Consider the following 17,460-nt stretch of genomic DNA (forward strand, 5'->3'; position numbering starts at 1 on the left):
GGCCTCGCCATCATGGCTGTGCAGACCGTCCGGAGCGGTACCGACGCGACCGTCGACCTCGGACCCGCCGCCGCGCTCTCGTGCCGCGAATGCGGAGAGCGTTTCGACCTCGGCCCCATCTTCGCCTGTGCGAGCTGTTTCGGGCCGCTCGAAGTCGCGTACGACCTGCCGAGCGGGGACCCCGAAGAGCTGAAGAAGCGCATCGCCGAGGGCCCGGACAACATCTGGCGGTACGCGCCGCTGCTGCCCGTCCCCGCGGACGTCGCCTCGAAGCCCAACATCAACCCGGGTTTCACGAAGCTGGTCAAGGCCGACAACCTCGCCCGTGAGCTGGGCATCACCGGCTCGCTCCACATCAAGGACGACTCCGGCAACCCGACGCACTCCTTCAAGGACCGCGTCGTCGCCATCGCCGTCGAGGCCGCGCGCGCCTTCGGCTTCACCACCCTCTCCTGCTCCTCCACCGGCAACCTCGCGGGCGCCGTCGGCGCCGCGGCGGCCCGCGCCGGTTTCCGCTCCTGCGTGTTCATCCCGCACGACCTGGAGCAGGGCAAGGTCGTCATGGCCGCGGTGTACGGCGGCGACCTGGTCGGCATCGAGGGCAACTACGACGACGTCAACCGCTTCTGCTCCGAGCTCATCGGCGACCCGCTGGGCGAGGGCTGGGGCTTCGTCAACGTCAACCTGCGGCCGTACTACGGAGAGGGCTCCAAGACCCTCGCGTACGAGATCTGCGAGCAGCTCGGCTGGCGGCTGCCGGACCAGATCGTCATCCCGATCGCCTCCGGATCGCAGCTCACGAAGATCGACAAGGGGCTCCAGGAGCTGATCAGGCTGGGGCTCGTCGAGGACCGCCCCTACAAGATCTTCGGCGCCCAGGCCGAGGGCTGCTCGCCGGTCTCCACCGCCTTCAAGGCCGGGCACGACGTCGTACGGCCGCAGAAGCCGGACACCATCGCCAAGTCCCTGGCGATCGGCAACCCGGCCGACGGACCGTACGTCCTGGACATCGCCCGGCGCACCGGCGGCGCGGTGGAGGACGTGAACGACGAGCAGATCGTCGACGCGATCAAGCTGCTGGCGCGCACCGAGGGCATCTTCGCCGAGACCGCGGGCGGGGTGACCGTCGGCGTGACGAAGAAGCTCATCGAGGCCGGCGTCCTCGACCCGGCCCTCACCACGGTCGTCCTCAACACCGGTGACGGGCTCAAGACGCTGGACGCCGTGGCGCCGACGACCGGTCCGACGGCGACGATCCGCCCGAGCCTCGACGCGTTCCGCGAAGCCGGTCTTGCCGCGAGCTGATCACGCGGCCAAGCTGACCCCGCTGACGAACCGAGTGATCCGTCAGGCCGATCACCCGCTCCGACTCCGACTTCGCAGAAAGGTCCCATCATGAGCGTCAAGGTCCGTATCCCCACCATCCTCCGCACCTACACCGCCGGCCAGGCCGAAGTCCCCGCGGAGGGCGCGAACCTCTCCGAGGTCATCCAGTCCCTGGAGACGAGCCACCCGGGCATCGCCGCGCGCGTCCTGGACGACGAGGGCAAGCTGCGCCGCTTCGTGAACGTGTACGTGAACGACGACGACGTCCGCTTCGAGCAGGGCCTGGAGACGGCCACCCCGGCGGGCGCGGGCATCTCCATCATCCCGGCGGTCGCCGGAGGCTGACACAGCCGCGCTCCGTAAGGGAAACGGTCCTCTCCGCGACAGAAGCGGAGGGGGCCGTTCTACATGGTTGAGCACGGTAGAGTAAGGGAACGCCCCGCCGTCGCCCGCTCCCAACGCGAGCGAGAACGCGACAACATGAGGGCAAAGTCCTGGCGCCGTATGTGGTGTACGTACCCTTTGCCCGGCCCGACTTGCCCCGGAACGCAGTGGATTCAGCACTATGCGTGTTCGGCCATGCCCAGATTTCTCGTCCGATTGACCTGTTGCAGAGGGCAGTTGGGCAGATACATTCAGCCGCGGTCGACGCGTTCCGGCGCGAAGTGTGGCCCCGTCCAAGGGCCAGTAATAGGGGAGTTGGCATGGCTCAGGGCACCGTCAAGTGGTTCAACGCGGAGAAGGGCTACGGCTTCATCGCGGTCGACGGTGGTGCGGATGTATTCGTCCACTACAGCGCGATCCAGATGGACGGTTACCGCACCCTTGAAGAAGGTCAGCGAGTGGAGTTCGAGATCTCGCAGGGCCAGAAGGGTCCGCAGGCGGACATGGTCAAGCTCGCCGTCTGATCCCGGCGCGATCGGCCACCGACGCACTCACGTACGCAGTCAGTACGCACTCTGCACCCACTCACGCATGAGGGGCCCGTATCCCGCACCGGGATACGGGCCCCTCATGCGTGTCCCCTCGGCTCCGGTCGGCTCCGGGGGCGAAGTCCTCAGGCCCTTGCGCCCACCCGCCACCCCTCGATGACCCCTGTAGGCGCTTGCACTCTCATGGGTCGAGTGCTAATTATTGGCGTTAGCACTCTGCGAGTGAGAGTGACAACTTAAGGACCGGGTCGGTGAGGCCCGAAGAGTCGGTGGGGCAAGGAACCAGCGACTCTCAGGCCGTCCGTCGCGGGCGCCAGCGCGGTCCGGAGCAATCCTTCCCCAAGCTCTCAACTGCGTTCGAGCAGGGGAGACCCCATCCGTCCGGGAGGACCACTTCACATGGCCAAGATCATCGCGTTCGACGAGGAGGCACGGCGCGGTCTCGAGCGCGGGATGAACCAGCTCGCCGACGCCGTCAAGGTCACCCTTGGTCCCAAGGGCCGCAACGTCGTCCTCGAGAAGAAGTGGGGCGCCCCCACGATCACCAACGATGGTGTTTCCATCGCCAAGGAGATCGAGCTCGAGGACCCGTACGAGAAGATCGGCGCCGAGCTGGTCAAGGAAGTCGCCAAGAAGACGGACGACGTCGCCGGTGACGGTACGACCACCGCGACCGTCCTCGCCCAGGCGCTCGTCCGCGAGGGCCTGCGCAACGTGGCGGCCGGCGCCAACCCGATGGCCCTCAAGCGCGGCATCGAGAAGGCCGTCGAGGCCGTCTCCGGCGCCCTGCTGGAGCAGGCCAAGGACGTGGAGACCAAGGAGCAGATCGCTTCGACGGCCTCCATCTCCGCCGCTGACACGCAGATCGGCGAGCTCATCGCCGAGGCGATGGACAAGGTCGGCAAGGAAGGCGTCATCACCGTCGAGGAGTCGCAGACCTTCGGACTTGAGCTTGAGCTCACCGAGGGCATGCGCTTCGACAAGGGCTACATCTCGGCGTACTTCGCCACGGACATGGAGCGTATGGAGGCGTCGCTCGACGACCCGTACATCCTGATCGCCAACTCCAAGATCGGCAGCGTGAAGGACCTCCTTCCCCTGCTGGAGAAGGTCATCCAGTCCGGCAAGTCGCTGCTGATCATCGCCGAGGACGTCGAGGGCGAGGCCCTGTCGACCCTGGTCGTCAACAAGCTCAAGGGCACCTTCAAGTCCGTCGCCGTCAAGGCTCCGGGCTTCGGTGACCGCCGCAAGGCGATGCTGAACGACATCGCCATCCTCACCGGCGGCACGGTCATCTCCGAGGAGGTCGGCCTCAAGCTGGAGAACGCCGGTCTCGACCTGCTCGGCCGCGCCCGCAACGTCGTCATCACCAAGGACGAGACGACCATCGTCGACGGTGGCGGCGACAGCGACCAGGTCGCGGGACGGGTCAGCCAGATCCGCGCCGAGATCGAGAACAGCGACTCGGACTACGACCGCGAGAAGCTCCAGGAGCGCCTCGCGAAGCTGGCCGGCGGCGTAGCCGTCATCAAGGCCGGCGCCGCGACCGAGGTCGAGCTCAAGGAGCGCAAGCACCGCATCGAGGACGCGGTGCGCAACGCCAAGGCCGCCGTCGAGGAGGGCATCGTCGCCGGTGGTGGCGTGGCTCTGCTCCAGGCTGCCTCGGTCTTCGAGAAGCTCGAGCTGACGGGCGACGAGGCGACCGGCGCGCAGGCCGTCAAGCTCGCGCTGGAGGCTCCGCTCAAGCAGATCGCCGTCAACGCTGGTCTTGAGGGCGGCGTCGTCGTCGAGAAGGTCCGCAACCTGACGGTCGGTCACGGCCTGAACGCCGCGACCGGCGAGTACGTCGACATGATCGCCGAGGGCATCATCGACCCGGCGAAGGTCACGCGTTCCGCGCTGCAGAACGCCGCGTCCATCGCCGCGCTGTTCCTCACCACCGAGGCCGTCATCGCCGACAAGCCGGAGAAGGCCGGCGCGGCCCCGGCCGGCGGCGGCATGCCGGGCGGTGACATGGACTTCTGATCCACCCGAGGCCGCCCGGACGCCCGCCGCGTCCGGTCGGCCGACCGGTTGATCGACCGTCCTGAACCGAGGGCGGCACCTCTTGGACCCGACCGGGCCGAAGAGGTGCCGCCCTCGGTGTTTTCCGCGTCAGCTCACGGCGTCAGCTCACCGCGGCGGCGAACATGCCGACCTCGTACGAGCCGCCCCGCTGGTGCACGATCACGGCGAGCCGGTTGGCCGCGTTGATCAGGGCGACCAGGGAGACCAACGCGGCGGTCTGGTCGTCGTCGTAGTGCTCGCGCACCCGCGCCCAGGTCTCGTCGGACACGCCCTGGTGGGCGTCGGCGAGCCGGGTGCCCTCCTCGGCGAGCGCCAGCGCGGCCTGCTCGGCCTCGGTGAACACGGTGGACTCGCGCCAGGCGGCGACCAGGCTGAGCCGGACCGCGGTCTCACCGGCCGCCGCGGCCTCCTTGGTGTGCATGTCGATGCAGTGCCCGCAGCCGTTGATCTGGCTGGCGCGCAGCGACACCAGCTCCTGCGTGGCGGCCGGCAGCGACGACTGGTGGATCACCAGGGCGGCACCGGCGAACCGCTTGGCGAACTTGCCGGCGACCGGGTTCTCGAACAGATTGAATCGGGCGTCCATCACAGGATCCTCACTCGTGGTGTTGCACTGGATGAACACGAGATGCCGGCGGCCCGCCCCCTGTGACAGGACGGCCATGTGACGTACGCCACCGCTCGCGGGTGTCACAGAGCCGCGGGGACCGGCGTCTTGTGCGCGGGGCACCCGTCCGGAGCGAACAGGCAGGAGCAGCCGGTGAGGAACGAGCACGGCGAGCACGGCGGCCACGGCGAGCACGGCCGGCCGGGGGAGCAGGGGGAGCAGGGGGAGCAGGGGGAGCAGGGGGAACCGGCGGACGGGCGGCGCGCGGATCCCGCCACCGAAGCGTTCGTCGCCCATCGCAACCTGCTCTTCACCGTCGCCTACGAGATGCTCGGCTCCGCCGCCGACGCGGAGGACGTCCTCCAGGAGACCTGGCTGCGCTGGGCGGGCGTCGACCCCGGCACGGTGCGGGAGCCGCGCGCGTATCTGGTCCGGATCACCACCCGTCAGGCGCTGAGCCGGCTGCGTACGCTCGGCCGCCGCAAGGAGTCCTACGTCGGCACCTGGCTGCCCGAGCCGCTGCTCACCGCGCCCGACGTGGCCGAGGACGTCGAGCTGGCCGACAGCGTCTCGATGGCGATGCTGCTGGTGATGGAGACGCTCACGCCGACGGAGCGGGCGGTGTTCGTGCTGCGCGAGGTGTTCGACCTCGGATACGACGAGATCGCCGAGGCCGTCGGGAAGAGCCCGACGGCGGTCCGTCAGATCGCGCACCGGGCCCGGGCCCATGTCGCGGCGCGCCGTCCGCGCGGGACCGTGTCCCAGGCCGAGACCCGGAACGCGCTCGACGCGTTCACGCGGGCGGTCGAGACGGGCGATCTCCAGGGCCTGGTCGACATCCTCGCGCCGGACGTCGTCCTCCTCGGCGACGGCGGCGGCATCAAACAGGCCGTCCTGCGGCCCGTCGTGGGGGCCGACAAGGTGGCCCGCCTGCTCACGCACGGCCTCGGCAGGGTCACCGCGGCGACGCTGCGGCCGGCCCAGGTCAACGCCTGCCCGGCGCTGATCGTCCAACTCGACGGCGAGATGGACACGGTCATGGCGGTGCGCATCGACGACGGCCTCATCACCGGGCTCTACGCGGTGCGCAACCCCGAGAAGCTGTCGCACATGCGGCGGGAGACCGCCCTGCGCCGCTGAGCCCCGCGCCGCCGGGTACCGGGCGGGGAAAGCCGCTCCCAGGATTGCCGTCGAGGCTCAGCGCGTGCCCGAGTTCGTGCGTGGTGGTGTTGCGGACCCACTGGTCGTACGTGGAACCGGCATCCCGGTCGAGGGTCCTCGCATTCACCTGGATCTTGAAGATCCGATTGATGTGGCAGGACCCGGAAGGCGAATGTATTCCGTACCGTCTCGCGCTGTGGCGAGCGGCGGTGAAGGACGACTTCGCGCTCGGCTTACGCCCGGTCTTCGCCCCGGCGCCCGCGTTGTTCCAGTTCGATCGGCCGGTTTTGAAGTACGTGACTCATTGGTCGTCGATGCCGGCGGTCTTGACATGGAACGACCGGCCCGGCATGCCCCCGCTGTAGTACGTGGCCTGCACGGATGTCGCCCCGGCCAGGGTGCCGGCGACGGCCGGCGTGGTGCGGGACGTAAGGGCGAGTGATGTGCGTGCGAATCTCCGGTTCACGTTTTCCCGGTGAATCGTCAAAGGATATTGACTACCGCATTCCCTTGATAAGTAAGGGGGTCGGCTCCGCATGTAAAGAAGGACCGGCGGTAAGTGACGGGTCGGGAGGAGGTCGTATGATCACAGCCGTTCAGCTTTCGGCGGCCCCTCATCGGGCCGCCACGGGAACCTGGGGGGTTCTGATGCGCGCAAGAGCGCTCACCACGGCTGCCGCGTGCGCGGTCACTCTGCTCGGCTTGGTCGCGGCGACACCGGCCGCCGCGGACGGCACGGCGGCCGCGCGTACGGGGGCGGGGGCGGACTTCAACGGCGACGGCTATCCGGACCTCGCCATCGGCGCGCACACCGCGACCGTGAACGGCGTCAAGCGGGCGGGCGTCGTCACCGTCGCGTACGGTTCCGCCACCGGCCTGCGGTACGACACGGCATCGGTCATCAGCCAGGCCACCCCGGGCGTCCCCGGCGAGCCGGCCGAGAACGGTCAGTGGCGGGCCGTCACCGCCCACGGGGACCTCGACGGCGACGGCTACGACGACCTGGTGGTCAACTGGGCCGAGAAGAACACGGTGCTCTGGGGAAGTGCGAAGGGCATCACCGGCGCGGGCACCACCGTCACGACCGGCAGCTACCGGGCCGACGACCCGAAGGTCCTCGGCGGCACCGTCGGCGTGGGCGACGTCAACGGCGACGGGATCGACGACTTCATCACCCGCGGCAACAACGGCGCCTCGTACGGCCTCTCCGTACGGCTCGGCCCGCTCGACCGCACGACGGGCGCGTCGGCCGGCGTCTGGTTCCGGAACACCGGCTCCCTGGACAAGCTCCTGACCTCCGCCGTCCACGTCGGCGACATGACCGGCGACGGGATCGACGACATCGTCGTCAGCGGCGGGGTCGTCCTCGGCAACGGGACGCCGGGCGGTGTGGTGCTGAAGGGCTCGCCCGGTGGCCTCGTCAAGGGCAGCACCTACGGCGGCCCGTACGCGTACAGCACCCATTACCCCGCGGCCTTCGGCGACCTGAACAAGGACGGCTACCAGGACCTGGTCACGGGCCACCCGGAGCAGAACAAGATCTACGTCGCCTACGGCGGCCCGAACGGTGTGAGCGACACGGTGAAGGCCCGCTCCTACTCGCAGGCCACCAGCGGCGTCCCGGGCCTGGACGAGGAAGGCGACCGCTTCGGCTCGGCCGTGGCCATCGGCGACACCGACCGGGACGGTTACGCCGACCTGATCATCGGCGCCGCGTACGAGACCGGCGGCGACCCGGCGACCACCACGGCCTCGGGTGCGATCACCGTGCTGCGCGGCAGCGCCTCCGGGATCACCACCACGGGCGCGAAGTCCTTCACCCAGAACGCCAAGGGCATCCCCAGCACCTCCGAGAACGACGACCACTTCGGCTCGGCCACGGCGGTGATCGACACGGACCGGGACGGCAACCCGGAGGTGTACGTCGGCGGCAACGGCGAGGACGGTTACAAGGGCCGCGTCTGGAAGCTCCCGACCGGCGCGTCGACCGGAGTCACCGGCGTGGGATCCACCAGCTTCCACCTGGGCACCCTGGGCGGTCCCGCCTCCGGCGGGAACTTCGGCTACCGCTTCGCGGGCTGACCGAAGCCCTGGTGGTGCGGAAGCACCTGGCGGTGCGGCCCGCCGTGTGACGCGGCGGGCCGCACTGCCGTCATGTACCGGATGTGTCGGAAGTGCGGGAATGTCGCCGTCGATTCACCCCGCGCTGGTGGGCTGGGTGCCATGGGTGCCATGGGCACCCTCAGCCGATCGCATCAGGGAGAACCACCCATGCCCAGACCGCACCCCTCTCGCCGTCACCTCGTCGTCGGCGCCGCGCTGGTCGCCGCCGTGACCGCCGTTACCGTCACCACCACCGCCGGCGCGTGGGACACCAAGGACCAGGCCGCGCAGGCGATCAAGAGCGGGAAGGCGAAGAACGTCATCCTGCTGATCGGTGACGGCATGGGCGACTCGGAGATCACGCTTGCCCGTGACTACACGGTCGGCGCGAACGGCCGCCTGAACATGGACAAGTTCCCGCTGACCGGCGCCTACACGACGTACGCCGTGCACGCCGACGGGACCCCGGACTACGTGACCGACTCCGCGGCCAGCGGCACCGGCTGGGCGACCGGCGTCAAGACGGTCAACGGCCGGATCTCCAAGACGCCGGGCAGCAACAAGGCCGTGCCGACGATCCTGGAACTGGCGCAGAAGGGCGGGTACGCCACCGGCAGCGTCACCACGTCCGAGCTGACCGACGCCACCCCGGCGGTGCTCGCCTCGCACGTCACCGACCGCTCCTGCCAGGGCCCGGCCGACATGGCCAACTGCCCGGCCGACAAGATCGCCGCGGGCGGCCCGGGATCGATCGCCGAGCAGTCCGTCAACCGCAAGGTGGACGTGCTCCTCGGCGGCGGGAAGCAGCGGTTCGACCAGAAGGTGACCGACGGCACGTACAAGGGCCGTACGGTGACCGAGCAGGCGAAGCAGCTCGGCTACCAGGTCGTCACCGACTCCGCCGGGCTGAAGAACGTACAGGCGGGCAAGCCCGTGCTCGGCCTGTTCGCCCCCGGCAACGTGCCGGTGGAGTGGACGGGCAAGGCCGCCGCGGCCGGCGGCACGGCCCCGCAGCGCTGTGCGACCTCGAACGCGAACCGCCCGGCGGGCACGCCCGCCCTCGCCGACCAGGCGACCAAGGCGATCCAGCTCCTGGAGGCGAAGCAGAAGCAGCGCAAGAGCAAGCAGGGCTTCTTCCTGCAGATCGAGGGCGCCTCGATCGACAAGCAGGACCACGCGGCCGACCCGTGCGGCCAGATCGGCGAGACGGCCGCGTTCGACCGCGCGGTGAAGACGGCCCGCGACTACGCGGCCAAGCACCCCGACACGCTCGTGGTGACCACCGCCGACCACGGCCACACCAGCCAGATCGTGCCGCTGGAGGCCACCCCGCCCGGCCTCTCCTCCACGCTCGTCACCGACGAGGGCCAGCAGCTGAAGGTCAACTACTCGACCAACACGCCGGGCCAGTCCCAGGAGCACACCGGCACGCAGGTGCGCATCGCCGCCCAGGGCCCGCAGGCGTACCGGGTCCTCGGCGTCACCAACCAGACGGACCTCTTCACCACGGTCCGCGAGGCCCTGCGCCTGCGCTGATCAGCGCGGTAGGCGCGCCCGTCGGCCGGCCGTGCGTCAGGCGGCCGGCCGCGCGGACGCGCCGGCCTTGACCCCGGTGACGAAGACCGACCACACCCGGGCCCGGAAGACCAGGCCCGGGATGTGGGGGGTCTTGGAGTCGCGGACCGGGACCGTGCCGCCGGGACCGCCGGGACCGACGGCCACCTCCAGGCAGTTGCCACCGGTGCCGCCGCTGTACGTGGACTTCCGCCACGTCGCGGCGCTCAGGTCGTACCCCTGGCTCTGGCTGCTGCTCTTCATGCGTAGTCCTCCGCCACTGATTCGGCCACTGCCGAGGATGCTCTCGGTGACCGCGTGGTGGCCCCCGGTAGATCGTAGGGCAGTTCGGGCACGTTGAGCTCGGTCAGCATCGTGCGCGTGAAACCGAAGCAGTACGTGGCGACGAAGCCCGCGACGTACCCGGCCAGCAGCCCGCTCCCGTACACCGCGACCGCCTCGCCGAGGCCCCGGCCGCCGGCCAGCAGGGGGAACAGGGCCCAGCCCGACGGGCCGATCGCCGTCGCGCCGATCGCCGTGCCGAGCTGGTGGAAGAGGCCGACGACCCCGCCGCCGACCGCGCCGCCCACGCACGCCGTGACGAAGGGGCGCCCCAGGGGGAGCGAGACGCCGTAGATCAGCGGCTCGCCCACGCCCAGGAGGCCCGCGGGGAGGGCCGACCGGATGGTGCGCCGGAGGGACGCGTTGTGCCGGAGGCGTACGTGGACCGCCGCCGCCGCGCCGACCTGGCCGGCACCGGCCATCGCGAGGAACGGGAGCAGCACGGTGTAGCCCTGCTGCTCGATGAGCGTGGTGTGGAGAGGGATCAGCGCCTGGTGCAGGCCCAGCATCACCAGCGGCAGGAACAGCCCGCCCAGCACCAGGCCCGCCACCGAACCGCCGGTGGACAGCAGCCAGTTGGCGAACTCGCCGATGGCGGTGGAGATTTCGCCGGCCACGTACATCAGGCCGTAGAGCGTGGCCAGGCCGGGGAGGAGGACGGTCAGGGCCGGGGTGACGAGGATGTCCAGCGCCTCCGGCACCCACCGCCGGCACCACCGCTCGACGTGCGCCGCGAGAAGGGCCGCGGCGAGCGCGCCCAGCACCCCGCCCTGCCCCGGGGCGAGTTGGCGGCCGAGGACCTCGATCTGGGTGACGCCGGGGAAGACGACGACCGCGGCGACGGCGGCGCCCAGGACGGGGGTGCCGCCGAACTCCTTCGCCGTGTTGTGCCCGACGAGGACCGCGATCAGGGACATGAAGCCGGACGCGAGCGCGGTGAGCGCGGGGGCGGTGGACGGGAGCCAGTGGAGGTTGGTGAGCAGGCCGTTGAGACCGGCGATGATGCCGCAGCCGATGAGGGCGGGGATCAGCGGGACGAAGATACCGGCGATCCGGCGCAGGAGGAGCCGGACCGGGGTGGCGTTCCCGGCCCCGCGCGCCGCCCTGATCGCCTCGCCGCGCGCGGACAGTTCGTCCGCGGTGGAGGCGGTGGAGGCGGTGGAGGCGGTGGAGGCGGTGGAGACGGTGGGGGCGGCAGTGCCGGTGGCGGCGGTGGAGGCGGCAGTGCCGGTGGCAGCGGTGGGGGCGGTGGTGCGGGAGGCCGCGCGGGCCGTCGCCACGAGTCCCTCGAACTCGGGCGTCACCCGCGCCGCCGTTCCCGGGCCGAGCACGATCTGGTACGCCGCCCCGTCCGCCACCACGCCGAGCACCGCGGGCAGCGCGCGCAACTCCGCCTCGCGCACCAGGGACCGGTCGTGCAGGACCAGACGGAGCCGCGTCATGCAGTGGGCCACGGAGGCGATGTTCGCGGCGCCGCCGAGGAGCGGGAGGAGCGCCCGAGCGGTGGCGCGGTTCCCGCCGCCGTTGGTCTCGCTGTGCTGTTCCATGGGGGGTGCACCGTGCCTTGGTTCGGGGGGCCCGAGGGCCTCAGGGGGTACGTGGGGGTGCCGCGGCCCGGAGCAGCGCCGCGCGCAGCCGGCCGTCGTTCTCGGTCAGGAGCCGGGCGGCCGTCGGGCCGTCGACCGAGCCGAGGATGAGCAGGATGGCGTTCTTGACCTCGCCGCCGGTGGCGGCGAGCGCGGACTCGATCTCGTCGTCCGGCGCGCCGGTGGCGAGCGAGACGATCCGGCGGGAGCGGGCGCGCAGCTTGTCGTTGGAGGCGCGCACGTCGACCATGAGGTTTCCGTACGTCTTGCCGCGCCGCATCATCGTGATGGTCGAGATCATGTTGAGGACGAGCTTCTGCGCCGTACCGGCCTTGAGCCGGGTGGAGCCCGCGAGGAGTTCGGGCCCGACGACGACCTCGATGCCGTGTTCGGCCGCCGCCGCGAGCGCGCTGTCCGCGTTGCAGGAGAGGCCGATGGTGAGCGCACCGAGGGCGCGGGCGTGCTCGACGGCGCCGACCGCGTACGGGGTGCGGCCGGAGGCGGAGACGCCGACGACCGTGTCCGCCGCGGTCAGTTTTATGGCCGTCAGGTCGGCCGCCGCCAGCTCCTTGGAGTCCTCCGCCCCCTCGACCGAGGTGACCATCGCGCCGGGCCCGCCCGCGATCAGGCCGACGACCTCGTCCGGGTCGGTGTTGAACGTCGGCGGGCACTCGCTGGCGTCCAGCACGCCGAGCCGCCCCGCCGTACCGGCGCCCGCGTAGACCAGCCGGCCCCCGCGGGCCGCGCGTTCGGCGGCGGCGTCGATGGCGGCGGCGATACGGGGGAGCTGGGCGGCGACGGCGGCGGGGACGGTGGCGTCCTCGCCGTTCATGATCCGGGCGATGTCGAGCGTGGGGAGCGTGTCGATCTCGGCCAGTTCGGGGCGGAACGCCTCGGTGGTGAGGGTGTCGAGCTGGGCGCGGAGGTCACCGTACTGGCCGTGGTGCGTTGAGGACATGGGGAAGCGGCTCTTTCTTTCCGGGGGTGCGGGCGCCGGGCTCCGGGGGTGCGGGTGCCGGTGTGAAAGGGGATGCGCGGGAGAACCGGTGCGTCAGCGGGAGCTGTTGCGCGGGCTGTGGCGGTGCGCGAGCGCTTCGTACGACGCGGCGAGCGCGGGCGCGGCCGTCTCGTACGTACGCTGCGCCACGCCTATGAACAGGCAGTCGACGACGAGGAGTTGACTCGTACGGCTGGACATGGCGGCCGGGCGCAGCTCGCTCTCGCGGGCCGTGGAGGTGGTCAGCACGTGGTCGGCGTACTGCGAGACCGGGCTGTCCGGGCGGCCGGTGATGGCGACCGTCGTCGCGCCCCGGTCGAAGGCGACGCGGAGCGGTTCGATGGCGTCGCCGGTGGAGCCGGAGTGGGTGATGGCGATGGCCACGTCGCCGGGCTGGAGCTGGACGGCGTTGGTGACGGCGAGGTGCGGGTCGCTGTGGGCGTGCGCGATGAGGCCGATGCGCAGCAGCTTCTGCGCGAGGTCCATGCCGACGAGGGCGGAGGCGCCGACGCCGTAGATGTCGATCCTGCGGGCGGCGACGGAGGCGGCGACGACCGCGCCGAGCTGGACGGTGTCGAGCCCGGCGGCGGTGTCGGCGAGGGTCTGCTGTTCGTCGTAGGCGAGCTTGGTGACGACGTCCCCGATGGGGTCGTCCACGGCGATGTCGGCGGTGACGGAGGGCGCGCGGCCGGACTGCTGCTGGGCGGCGAGCCCGGCGAGGGCGAGGCGCAGATCGCGGTAGCCGGGATAGCCGAGGAGCCGGGCGGTGCGGACGACGGTGGCCTCGCTGGTGCCGGTCAGCTCGGCGAGACCGGTGACGGTGAGGGCGGCGCAGCCGGCGGGGTCGCCGGCGACCGCTTCGGCGACGAGCTGCATGGAGCGGGTCATGGTCGGGGCGAGGGTGCGTACCTTGGCGGCGAGGGCGGCGGGGGCGGGTGGAGCGTCACCCCTGAAACTTTCCTTCACATCGTGGGTCACTCTTGAAAGATATTTTCGGGTTTTCGGACCGTCAACCCCTGCGTCGGGGTCCTGTCGCGGGGCGGGGTGACAATTGCGGGATGGACGACGAGAACCCGGACGTGAACTCGGACGTGAACCCGGGCCCGAACCCCAATCCGGACGCGAACCCGGACGCGCATCCGAATGCCGAGGTCGATGCGCTGGAGCGGGCGCTGCACGCCGCCCGCGCGCTGGTCCTCGCCGACCTGGCCGCGGGCGATGTGGCACGCCCCGAGGTGGTGTCGCTGGTCGAGGAGTCGGTGTCGCACCGCCGCTGGTGGGTCGCGCAGTGGCCGGAGGGGGTGGCGTACGTGGCGGGGCTGGTGGCCCAGGACGTCCAGGACGCGCTGATGGAACGGTACGGGCGCTGGCCGCTCTGCCCGGTGTGCGATGCGGGGGCCGAGCCGCACGCGCTGGAGGTGGAACCGGAGCTGGGGCCCGACCCGCACTGGGTGTGCGGGAAGGTGGGGGTGGCGGTCGCGGCGGTCGGCGCGCTGGGCGGGGCGGGCGGTCCGGGTGGACCCGGCGGTCCGGGCGGGGCGGGTGCGGCGTGACGGTGTACATCGATCCGCCCACCTGGCCGGGGCACGGCCGGATGTGGTCGCACCTGGTCAGCGACGTCTCCTACGAGGAACTGCACGCCTTCGCCGCCTCGATCGGCTGCCCGCCGCGCGCCTTCGAACGGGACCACTACGACGTGCCGTCGGAGCGTTACGGGGACGCCGTGCGGGCCGGTGCGGTGGAGATCGGCTCGAAGGAACTCGTCCGGCGGATCATGGCGGCGGGGTTGCGCCGCAGGAAGAACCGGCCCGGTGGCTGAGCCGGGTGAGTGATAGCCTCTCACTTATTGTTGAAGGTATAGCGCATCCGGTGTGGAAAGGTGACGGACCATGGCGGAAACGGAAACCGGACCGGGAGCGCGCACCCGGACGGGAGGGAAGGCCGTGACCCCGCGCGAGCGCTACCGGGCCCAGGTGCGCGCCGAGGTCAAGGAGCGCGCGTGGGAGCAGATCGCCACGGCGGGCGCGTCCGGGCTCTCCCTCAACGCGATCGCCAAGCTCATGGGTATGAGCGGCCCCGCGCTCTACCGCTACTTCGCCGGCCGCGACGAGCTGATCACCGAGCTGATCAGGGACGCCTACCGGAGCCTCGCGGACACCCTCCGCGCGGCCGCCGACTCCGGGGCCGGCCTGACCGGGCTGGCACACGCCCTGCGCGGCTGGGCGCTCGGGGACCCTCAGCGCTATCTCCTCATCTACGGCACACCCGTCCCGGGGTATCACGCGCCCGACGACATCACCGGGATCTCCTCCGAGATCATGACGACGCTGCTCGACACCTGGCCCGAGCCGTCCCCGGACGCCCCCGTGTCGCCCCTCGACACCCATCTCGACAGCCACCGGGAGTGGGCGGCCGGCCACCCCGCCCCGTCCGCCACCCTCCACCGGGCCCTGAGCTTCTGGACCCGGATGCACGGCACCCTGTCGCTGGAACTCGCCGGTCACTTCAACGGGATGGGGTTCGACCCCGCCCTGCTGTTCACGGCCGAGCTGACCGACCTCGTCGATCCGCCGGCCCCTCGCCGACCGGAACCTTCTCCTCGCTGACCGGGGCGGGCCGCCCGGTGACCGGGACCGCGCCGGAGACCACCGCCGAGCCCGCCACCACCCGGCCGGCCGTCGCCCGGTGGAAGCGGAGCGAGAGCGCCGCCAGAGCGATGGCGACCAGGGTCATCGCCGCGCCCGCCCACGCCGTCGAGGCGAAGCCGAGGTCCGCGTCGATCACCGTGCCGCCGAGCCAGGGGCCGCCCGTGTTGCCGAGGTTGAAGGCGGCCGTGGTGGTCGCACCCGCCAGGGTGGGGGCCGCGGCGGCGATGTTGAACATACGGGCGTTGAGCGCGGGCGCCGTGTAGAACGCCGAGACGCCGAGGAGGAAGGTCAGGGCGACGACCGCGACCGGGCTCCCGGCGGTCAGCGCCAGCAGCACCAGGAGCACCGTCGACGCGGCGGTGCCGCTGAGCAGGACGCCGAAGAGGTGCGCGTCCGCGTACCGGCCGCCCAGCGCCGTACCGACCAGCGCGCCGATGCCGAAGAGCGCGAGCACCGTCGGGACCCAGCCGCTGTCCAGGCCCGCCACGTCCGTGAGCAGCGGGGCGAGGTACGAGAAGGCGCAGAAGACGCCGCCCGCCGCGAGCGCGGTGACGGCGATGGAGAGCCAGACCTGACGGTCCCGGTAGATCGTCAGCTCCCGCTTGAGCCGCGGCTTCTCGGCGGGCAGCGGGATCCGCGGGATCAGGGTCACGACACCGGCCAGCGCGACCGCGGAGGCCGCGCCGACCGCCCAGAACGCCGAGCGCCAGCCCAGGTGTTCGCCGAGGAACGCGCCGGCGGGGACACCGAGCACGTTGGCGATGGAGAGCCCGCCGATCATGACGGCCATCGCGCGGGCGCGTGCGGTCGGCGCCACCATGGCGATGGCGACGGACGCGCCGACCGCCCAGAACCCGGCACACGCGAACGCGCTGATCACGCGGGACGCGAAGAGCACCTCGTACGACGGGGCGAGCGCCCCCGCGACCTGCCCGAGGCCGAAGACCGAGATCAGGGCGATGAGGGTGGTGCGCCGGGGGAGGCGCAGGGTGGCCACGGCGAGCAGCGGGGCGCCGACGACCATGCCGATCGCGAACGCGGAGATGAGCAGGCCGGCGGTCGGGATGGACACGCCCATGTCGGCGGCGAGCGGCGGAAGCAGGCCGGAGAGCATGAACTCGCTCGTGCCGAGGGCGAAGACCGAGAGACCGAGGATGTGGACGGCGAGCGGCATACGGCCCGAAGTCGAGGCGGAGAGGGAGGGCGAGGCGGAGGGGTCGGGCGGAAGGGAAGGGGACGCGGCGGCGGAGTCGGGCATGTCAGGTCCAACCCGCACCGTCAGACGTGACATTCCGGGGCCGGGCATCTGTTCAGATGATGAGATCGTGTGAGGGGACCGGGCGAGGGGACCGGTCTCCGATCAGGCGGTGAGGCCCCGCAGCTCCGCCGCCATGTTCGCGCGGGCCCGCGCCTCCCACTCCCGCTCGCCGTACGGGGTACGGAACAGCGCCGGCAGCGCGAGCAACTGCTCCAGTACGGCCGCCCGGCCCGCGCGGAACTCCGGGTCGGGGACGAAGCCGTACTCCTCCCGTACGGCCGTCGTGTACGCGGCGTACGCGTCCGGCGCCGAGGCCAGGACCGCGAGGTCGGCGTCGCACAGGACGGCGCCGTTCCGGTCGCCGGGCGCGGTGGCGTGCCCGGCGGTGAGCCGGACGAGCCGGGCGACCTCGGCCGTGCCGGCCGCGCTCAGTCCGGCCTCCGGCAGTGCCCGTTCGGCCAGCCGGGCGGAGCGCTCCTCGTTCTCGGAGCGGTCGGGGCGGTAGACCGCGTCGTGGAACCAGGCGGCGAGCCGCACGAGGGCGGGGTCCTCCGCGTACGCGGCGAGCGTGTCGACGCGGTCGAGGACGGCGGTCAGGTGGGCGGTGGTGTGGTAGCGGCGCTGCGGCTCGGCCCAGCGGGCGAGGAGGTCGTCGGCGTACCGGTACGGGTCCGGCCCGGGGCCAGGCGCGGGGGCTGTGGCGTCCGGAAGCAGCGAGCGGAGGGTCGTCGCGAAGCGGTCGCGGAGGGCGGAGGCGGCGGGGTCGGGCATGGCACGACCATAGGGCCGGGCCCGGAGGAGAAACCCTCCGGGCCCGGCCCCGTGGTCGTGCCCCGGCCGTGCCGCCCCCGAAGTCGTGCCCGGGGCCGTGCCGGTGCG

General features: G+C 71.6%; 18 protein-coding genes. 11 read left to right on the plus strand and 7 right to left on the minus strand.

Features of this window, described 5'->3' with window-relative positions:
* The first annotated feature begins 12 nt into the window (after positions 1-12).
* The 4 genes from thrC (at position 13) to groL (ending at position 4,283) form a co-directional block, all read left to right on the plus strand.
* Positions 13-1,305: a threonine synthase gene (thrC, locus tag ACFXKG_RS14025; protein WP_384837178.1), complete on the plus strand. Its 1,293-nt coding sequence runs from the start codon at positions 13-15 to the stop codon at positions 1,303-1,305.
* 90 nt (positions 1,306-1,395) lie between these two features.
* Positions 1,396-1,671: a MoaD/ThiS family protein gene (locus ACFXKG_RS14030; protein ID WP_384837181.1), complete on the plus strand. Its 276-nt coding sequence runs from the start codon at positions 1,396-1,398 to the stop codon at positions 1,669-1,671.
* A gap of 359 nt (positions 1,672-2,030) precedes the next feature.
* Positions 2,031-2,234 carry a cold-shock protein gene (locus ACFXKG_RS14035; RefSeq protein WP_005315736.1) on the plus strand — a complete coding sequence of 68 codons (204 nt, stop codon included), beginning with the start codon at positions 2,031-2,033 and terminating at the stop codon, positions 2,232-2,234.
* Positions 2,235-2,657: 423 nt separating this feature from the next.
* Positions 2,658-4,283, plus strand: a complete 1,626-nt coding sequence (gene groL / locus ACFXKG_RS14040) for a chaperonin GroEL (RefSeq protein ID WP_384837184.1) — start codon at positions 2,658-2,660, stop codon at positions 4,281-4,283.
* 142 nt (positions 4,284-4,425) lie between these two features.
* Here the strand turns inward: groL and ACFXKG_RS14045 are convergent, their stop codons facing one another.
* Complete coding sequence (locus tag ACFXKG_RS14045) at positions 4,426-4,911, minus strand: carboxymuconolactone decarboxylase family protein (RefSeq protein WP_384837187.1); 486 nt, start codon at positions 4,909-4,911, stop codon at positions 4,426-4,428.
* Positions 4,912-5,085: 174 nt separating this feature from the next.
* Here ACFXKG_RS14045 and ACFXKG_RS14050 point away from each other — a divergent pair, with 174 nt between their 5' ends.
* From ACFXKG_RS14050 to ACFXKG_RS14065, 4 genes are all read left to right on the plus strand, one after another.
* Positions 5,086-6,072, plus strand: coding sequence for an RNA polymerase sigma-70 factor (locus ACFXKG_RS14050; protein ID WP_384837190.1), 987 nt, complete (start codon positions 5,086-5,088; stop codon positions 6,070-6,072).
* 170 nt (positions 6,073-6,242) lie between these two features.
* Positions 6,243-6,458, plus strand: a complete 216-nt coding sequence (locus ACFXKG_RS14055; RefSeq protein ID WP_384837193.1) for a hypothetical protein — start codon at positions 6,243-6,245, stop codon at positions 6,456-6,458.
* A 283-nt stretch (positions 6,459-6,741) separates the two neighbouring features.
* Positions 6,742-8,175 (plus strand): FG-GAP and VCBS repeat-containing protein, encoded by a 1,434-nt coding sequence (locus ACFXKG_RS14060; RefSeq protein ID WP_384837196.1) that lies wholly within the window; start codon positions 6,742-6,744, stop codon positions 8,173-8,175.
* Positions 8,176-8,364: 189 nt separating this feature from the next.
* Complete coding sequence (locus ACFXKG_RS14065; protein ID WP_384837199.1) at positions 8,365-9,732, plus strand: alkaline phosphatase; 1,368 nt, start codon at positions 8,365-8,367, stop codon at positions 9,730-9,732.
* 36 nt (positions 9,733-9,768) lie between these two features.
* Here ACFXKG_RS14065 and ACFXKG_RS14070 read toward each other — a convergent pair whose 3' ends face one another.
* From ACFXKG_RS14070 to ACFXKG_RS14085, 4 genes are all read right to left on the minus strand, one after another.
* Entirely contained in the window at positions 9,769-10,014 is a 246-nt protein-coding gene (locus ACFXKG_RS14070) for a DUF397 domain-containing protein (RefSeq protein ID WP_384837202.1), read from the minus strand.
* Positions 10,011-11,639: a PTS transporter subunit EIIC gene (locus ACFXKG_RS14075; RefSeq protein WP_384837206.1), complete on the minus strand. Its 1,629-nt coding sequence runs from the start codon at positions 11,637-11,639 to the stop codon at positions 10,011-10,013. The genes ACFXKG_RS14070 and ACFXKG_RS14075 overlap by 4 nt, the downstream gene beginning before the upstream one ends.
* A gap of 40 nt (positions 11,640-11,679) precedes the next feature.
* On the minus strand, positions 11,680-12,636 hold the full coding sequence (gene murQ, locus ACFXKG_RS14080) for an N-acetylmuramic acid 6-phosphate etherase (protein ID WP_384837209.1): 957 nt from the start codon (positions 12,634-12,636) through the stop codon (positions 11,680-11,682).
* A 93-nt stretch (positions 12,637-12,729) separates the two neighbouring features.
* Positions 12,730-13,653, minus strand: coding sequence for a MurR/RpiR family transcriptional regulator (locus tag ACFXKG_RS14085; protein ID WP_384837212.1), 924 nt, complete (start codon positions 13,651-13,653; stop codon positions 12,730-12,732).
* An 80-nt stretch (positions 13,654-13,733) separates the two neighbouring features.
* Here ACFXKG_RS14085 and ACFXKG_RS14090 point away from each other — a divergent pair, with 80 nt between their 5' ends.
* From ACFXKG_RS14090 to ACFXKG_RS14100, 3 genes are all read left to right on the plus strand, one after another.
* Positions 13,734-14,228, plus strand: coding sequence for a hypothetical protein (locus ACFXKG_RS14090; protein WP_384837215.1), 495 nt, complete (start codon positions 13,734-13,736; stop codon positions 14,226-14,228).
* The gene (locus ACFXKG_RS14095) at positions 14,225-14,494 is read left to right on the plus strand and encodes a DUF4031 domain-containing protein (protein ID WP_384837218.1); all 270 of its coding nucleotides are present in this window, start codon (positions 14,225-14,227) and stop codon (positions 14,492-14,494) included. The genes ACFXKG_RS14090 and ACFXKG_RS14095 overlap by 4 nt, the downstream gene beginning before the upstream one ends.
* A gap of 70 nt (positions 14,495-14,564) precedes the next feature.
* Positions 14,565-15,281 (plus strand): TetR/AcrR family transcriptional regulator, encoded by a 717-nt coding sequence (locus tag ACFXKG_RS14100; protein ID WP_384837221.1) that lies wholly within the window; start codon positions 14,565-14,567, stop codon positions 15,279-15,281.
* Here the strand turns inward: ACFXKG_RS14100 and ACFXKG_RS14105 are convergent.
* Both ACFXKG_RS14105 and ACFXKG_RS14110 read right to left on the minus strand, forming a co-directional pair.
* Positions 15,214-16,497: a Cmx/CmrA family chloramphenicol efflux MFS transporter gene (locus ACFXKG_RS14105; protein ID WP_384837522.1), complete on the minus strand. Its 1,284-nt coding sequence runs from the start codon at positions 16,495-16,497 to the stop codon at positions 15,214-15,216. The genes ACFXKG_RS14100 and ACFXKG_RS14105 overlap by 68 nt on opposite strands.
* 186 nt (positions 16,498-16,683) lie before the next feature.
* The gene (locus ACFXKG_RS14110) at positions 16,684-17,352 is read right to left on the minus strand and encodes a hypothetical protein (RefSeq protein ID WP_384837224.1); all 669 of its coding nucleotides are present in this window, start codon (positions 17,350-17,352) and stop codon (positions 16,684-16,686) included.
* Positions 17,353-17,460 lie beyond the last annotated feature (108 nt).

Origin of the sequence: Streptomyces sp. NPDC059255 (assembly GCF_042752355.1) — a bacterium.
In the GTDB taxonomy this organism is placed as follows: Bacteria; Actinomycetota; Actinomycetes; order Streptomycetales; family Streptomycetaceae; genus Streptomyces.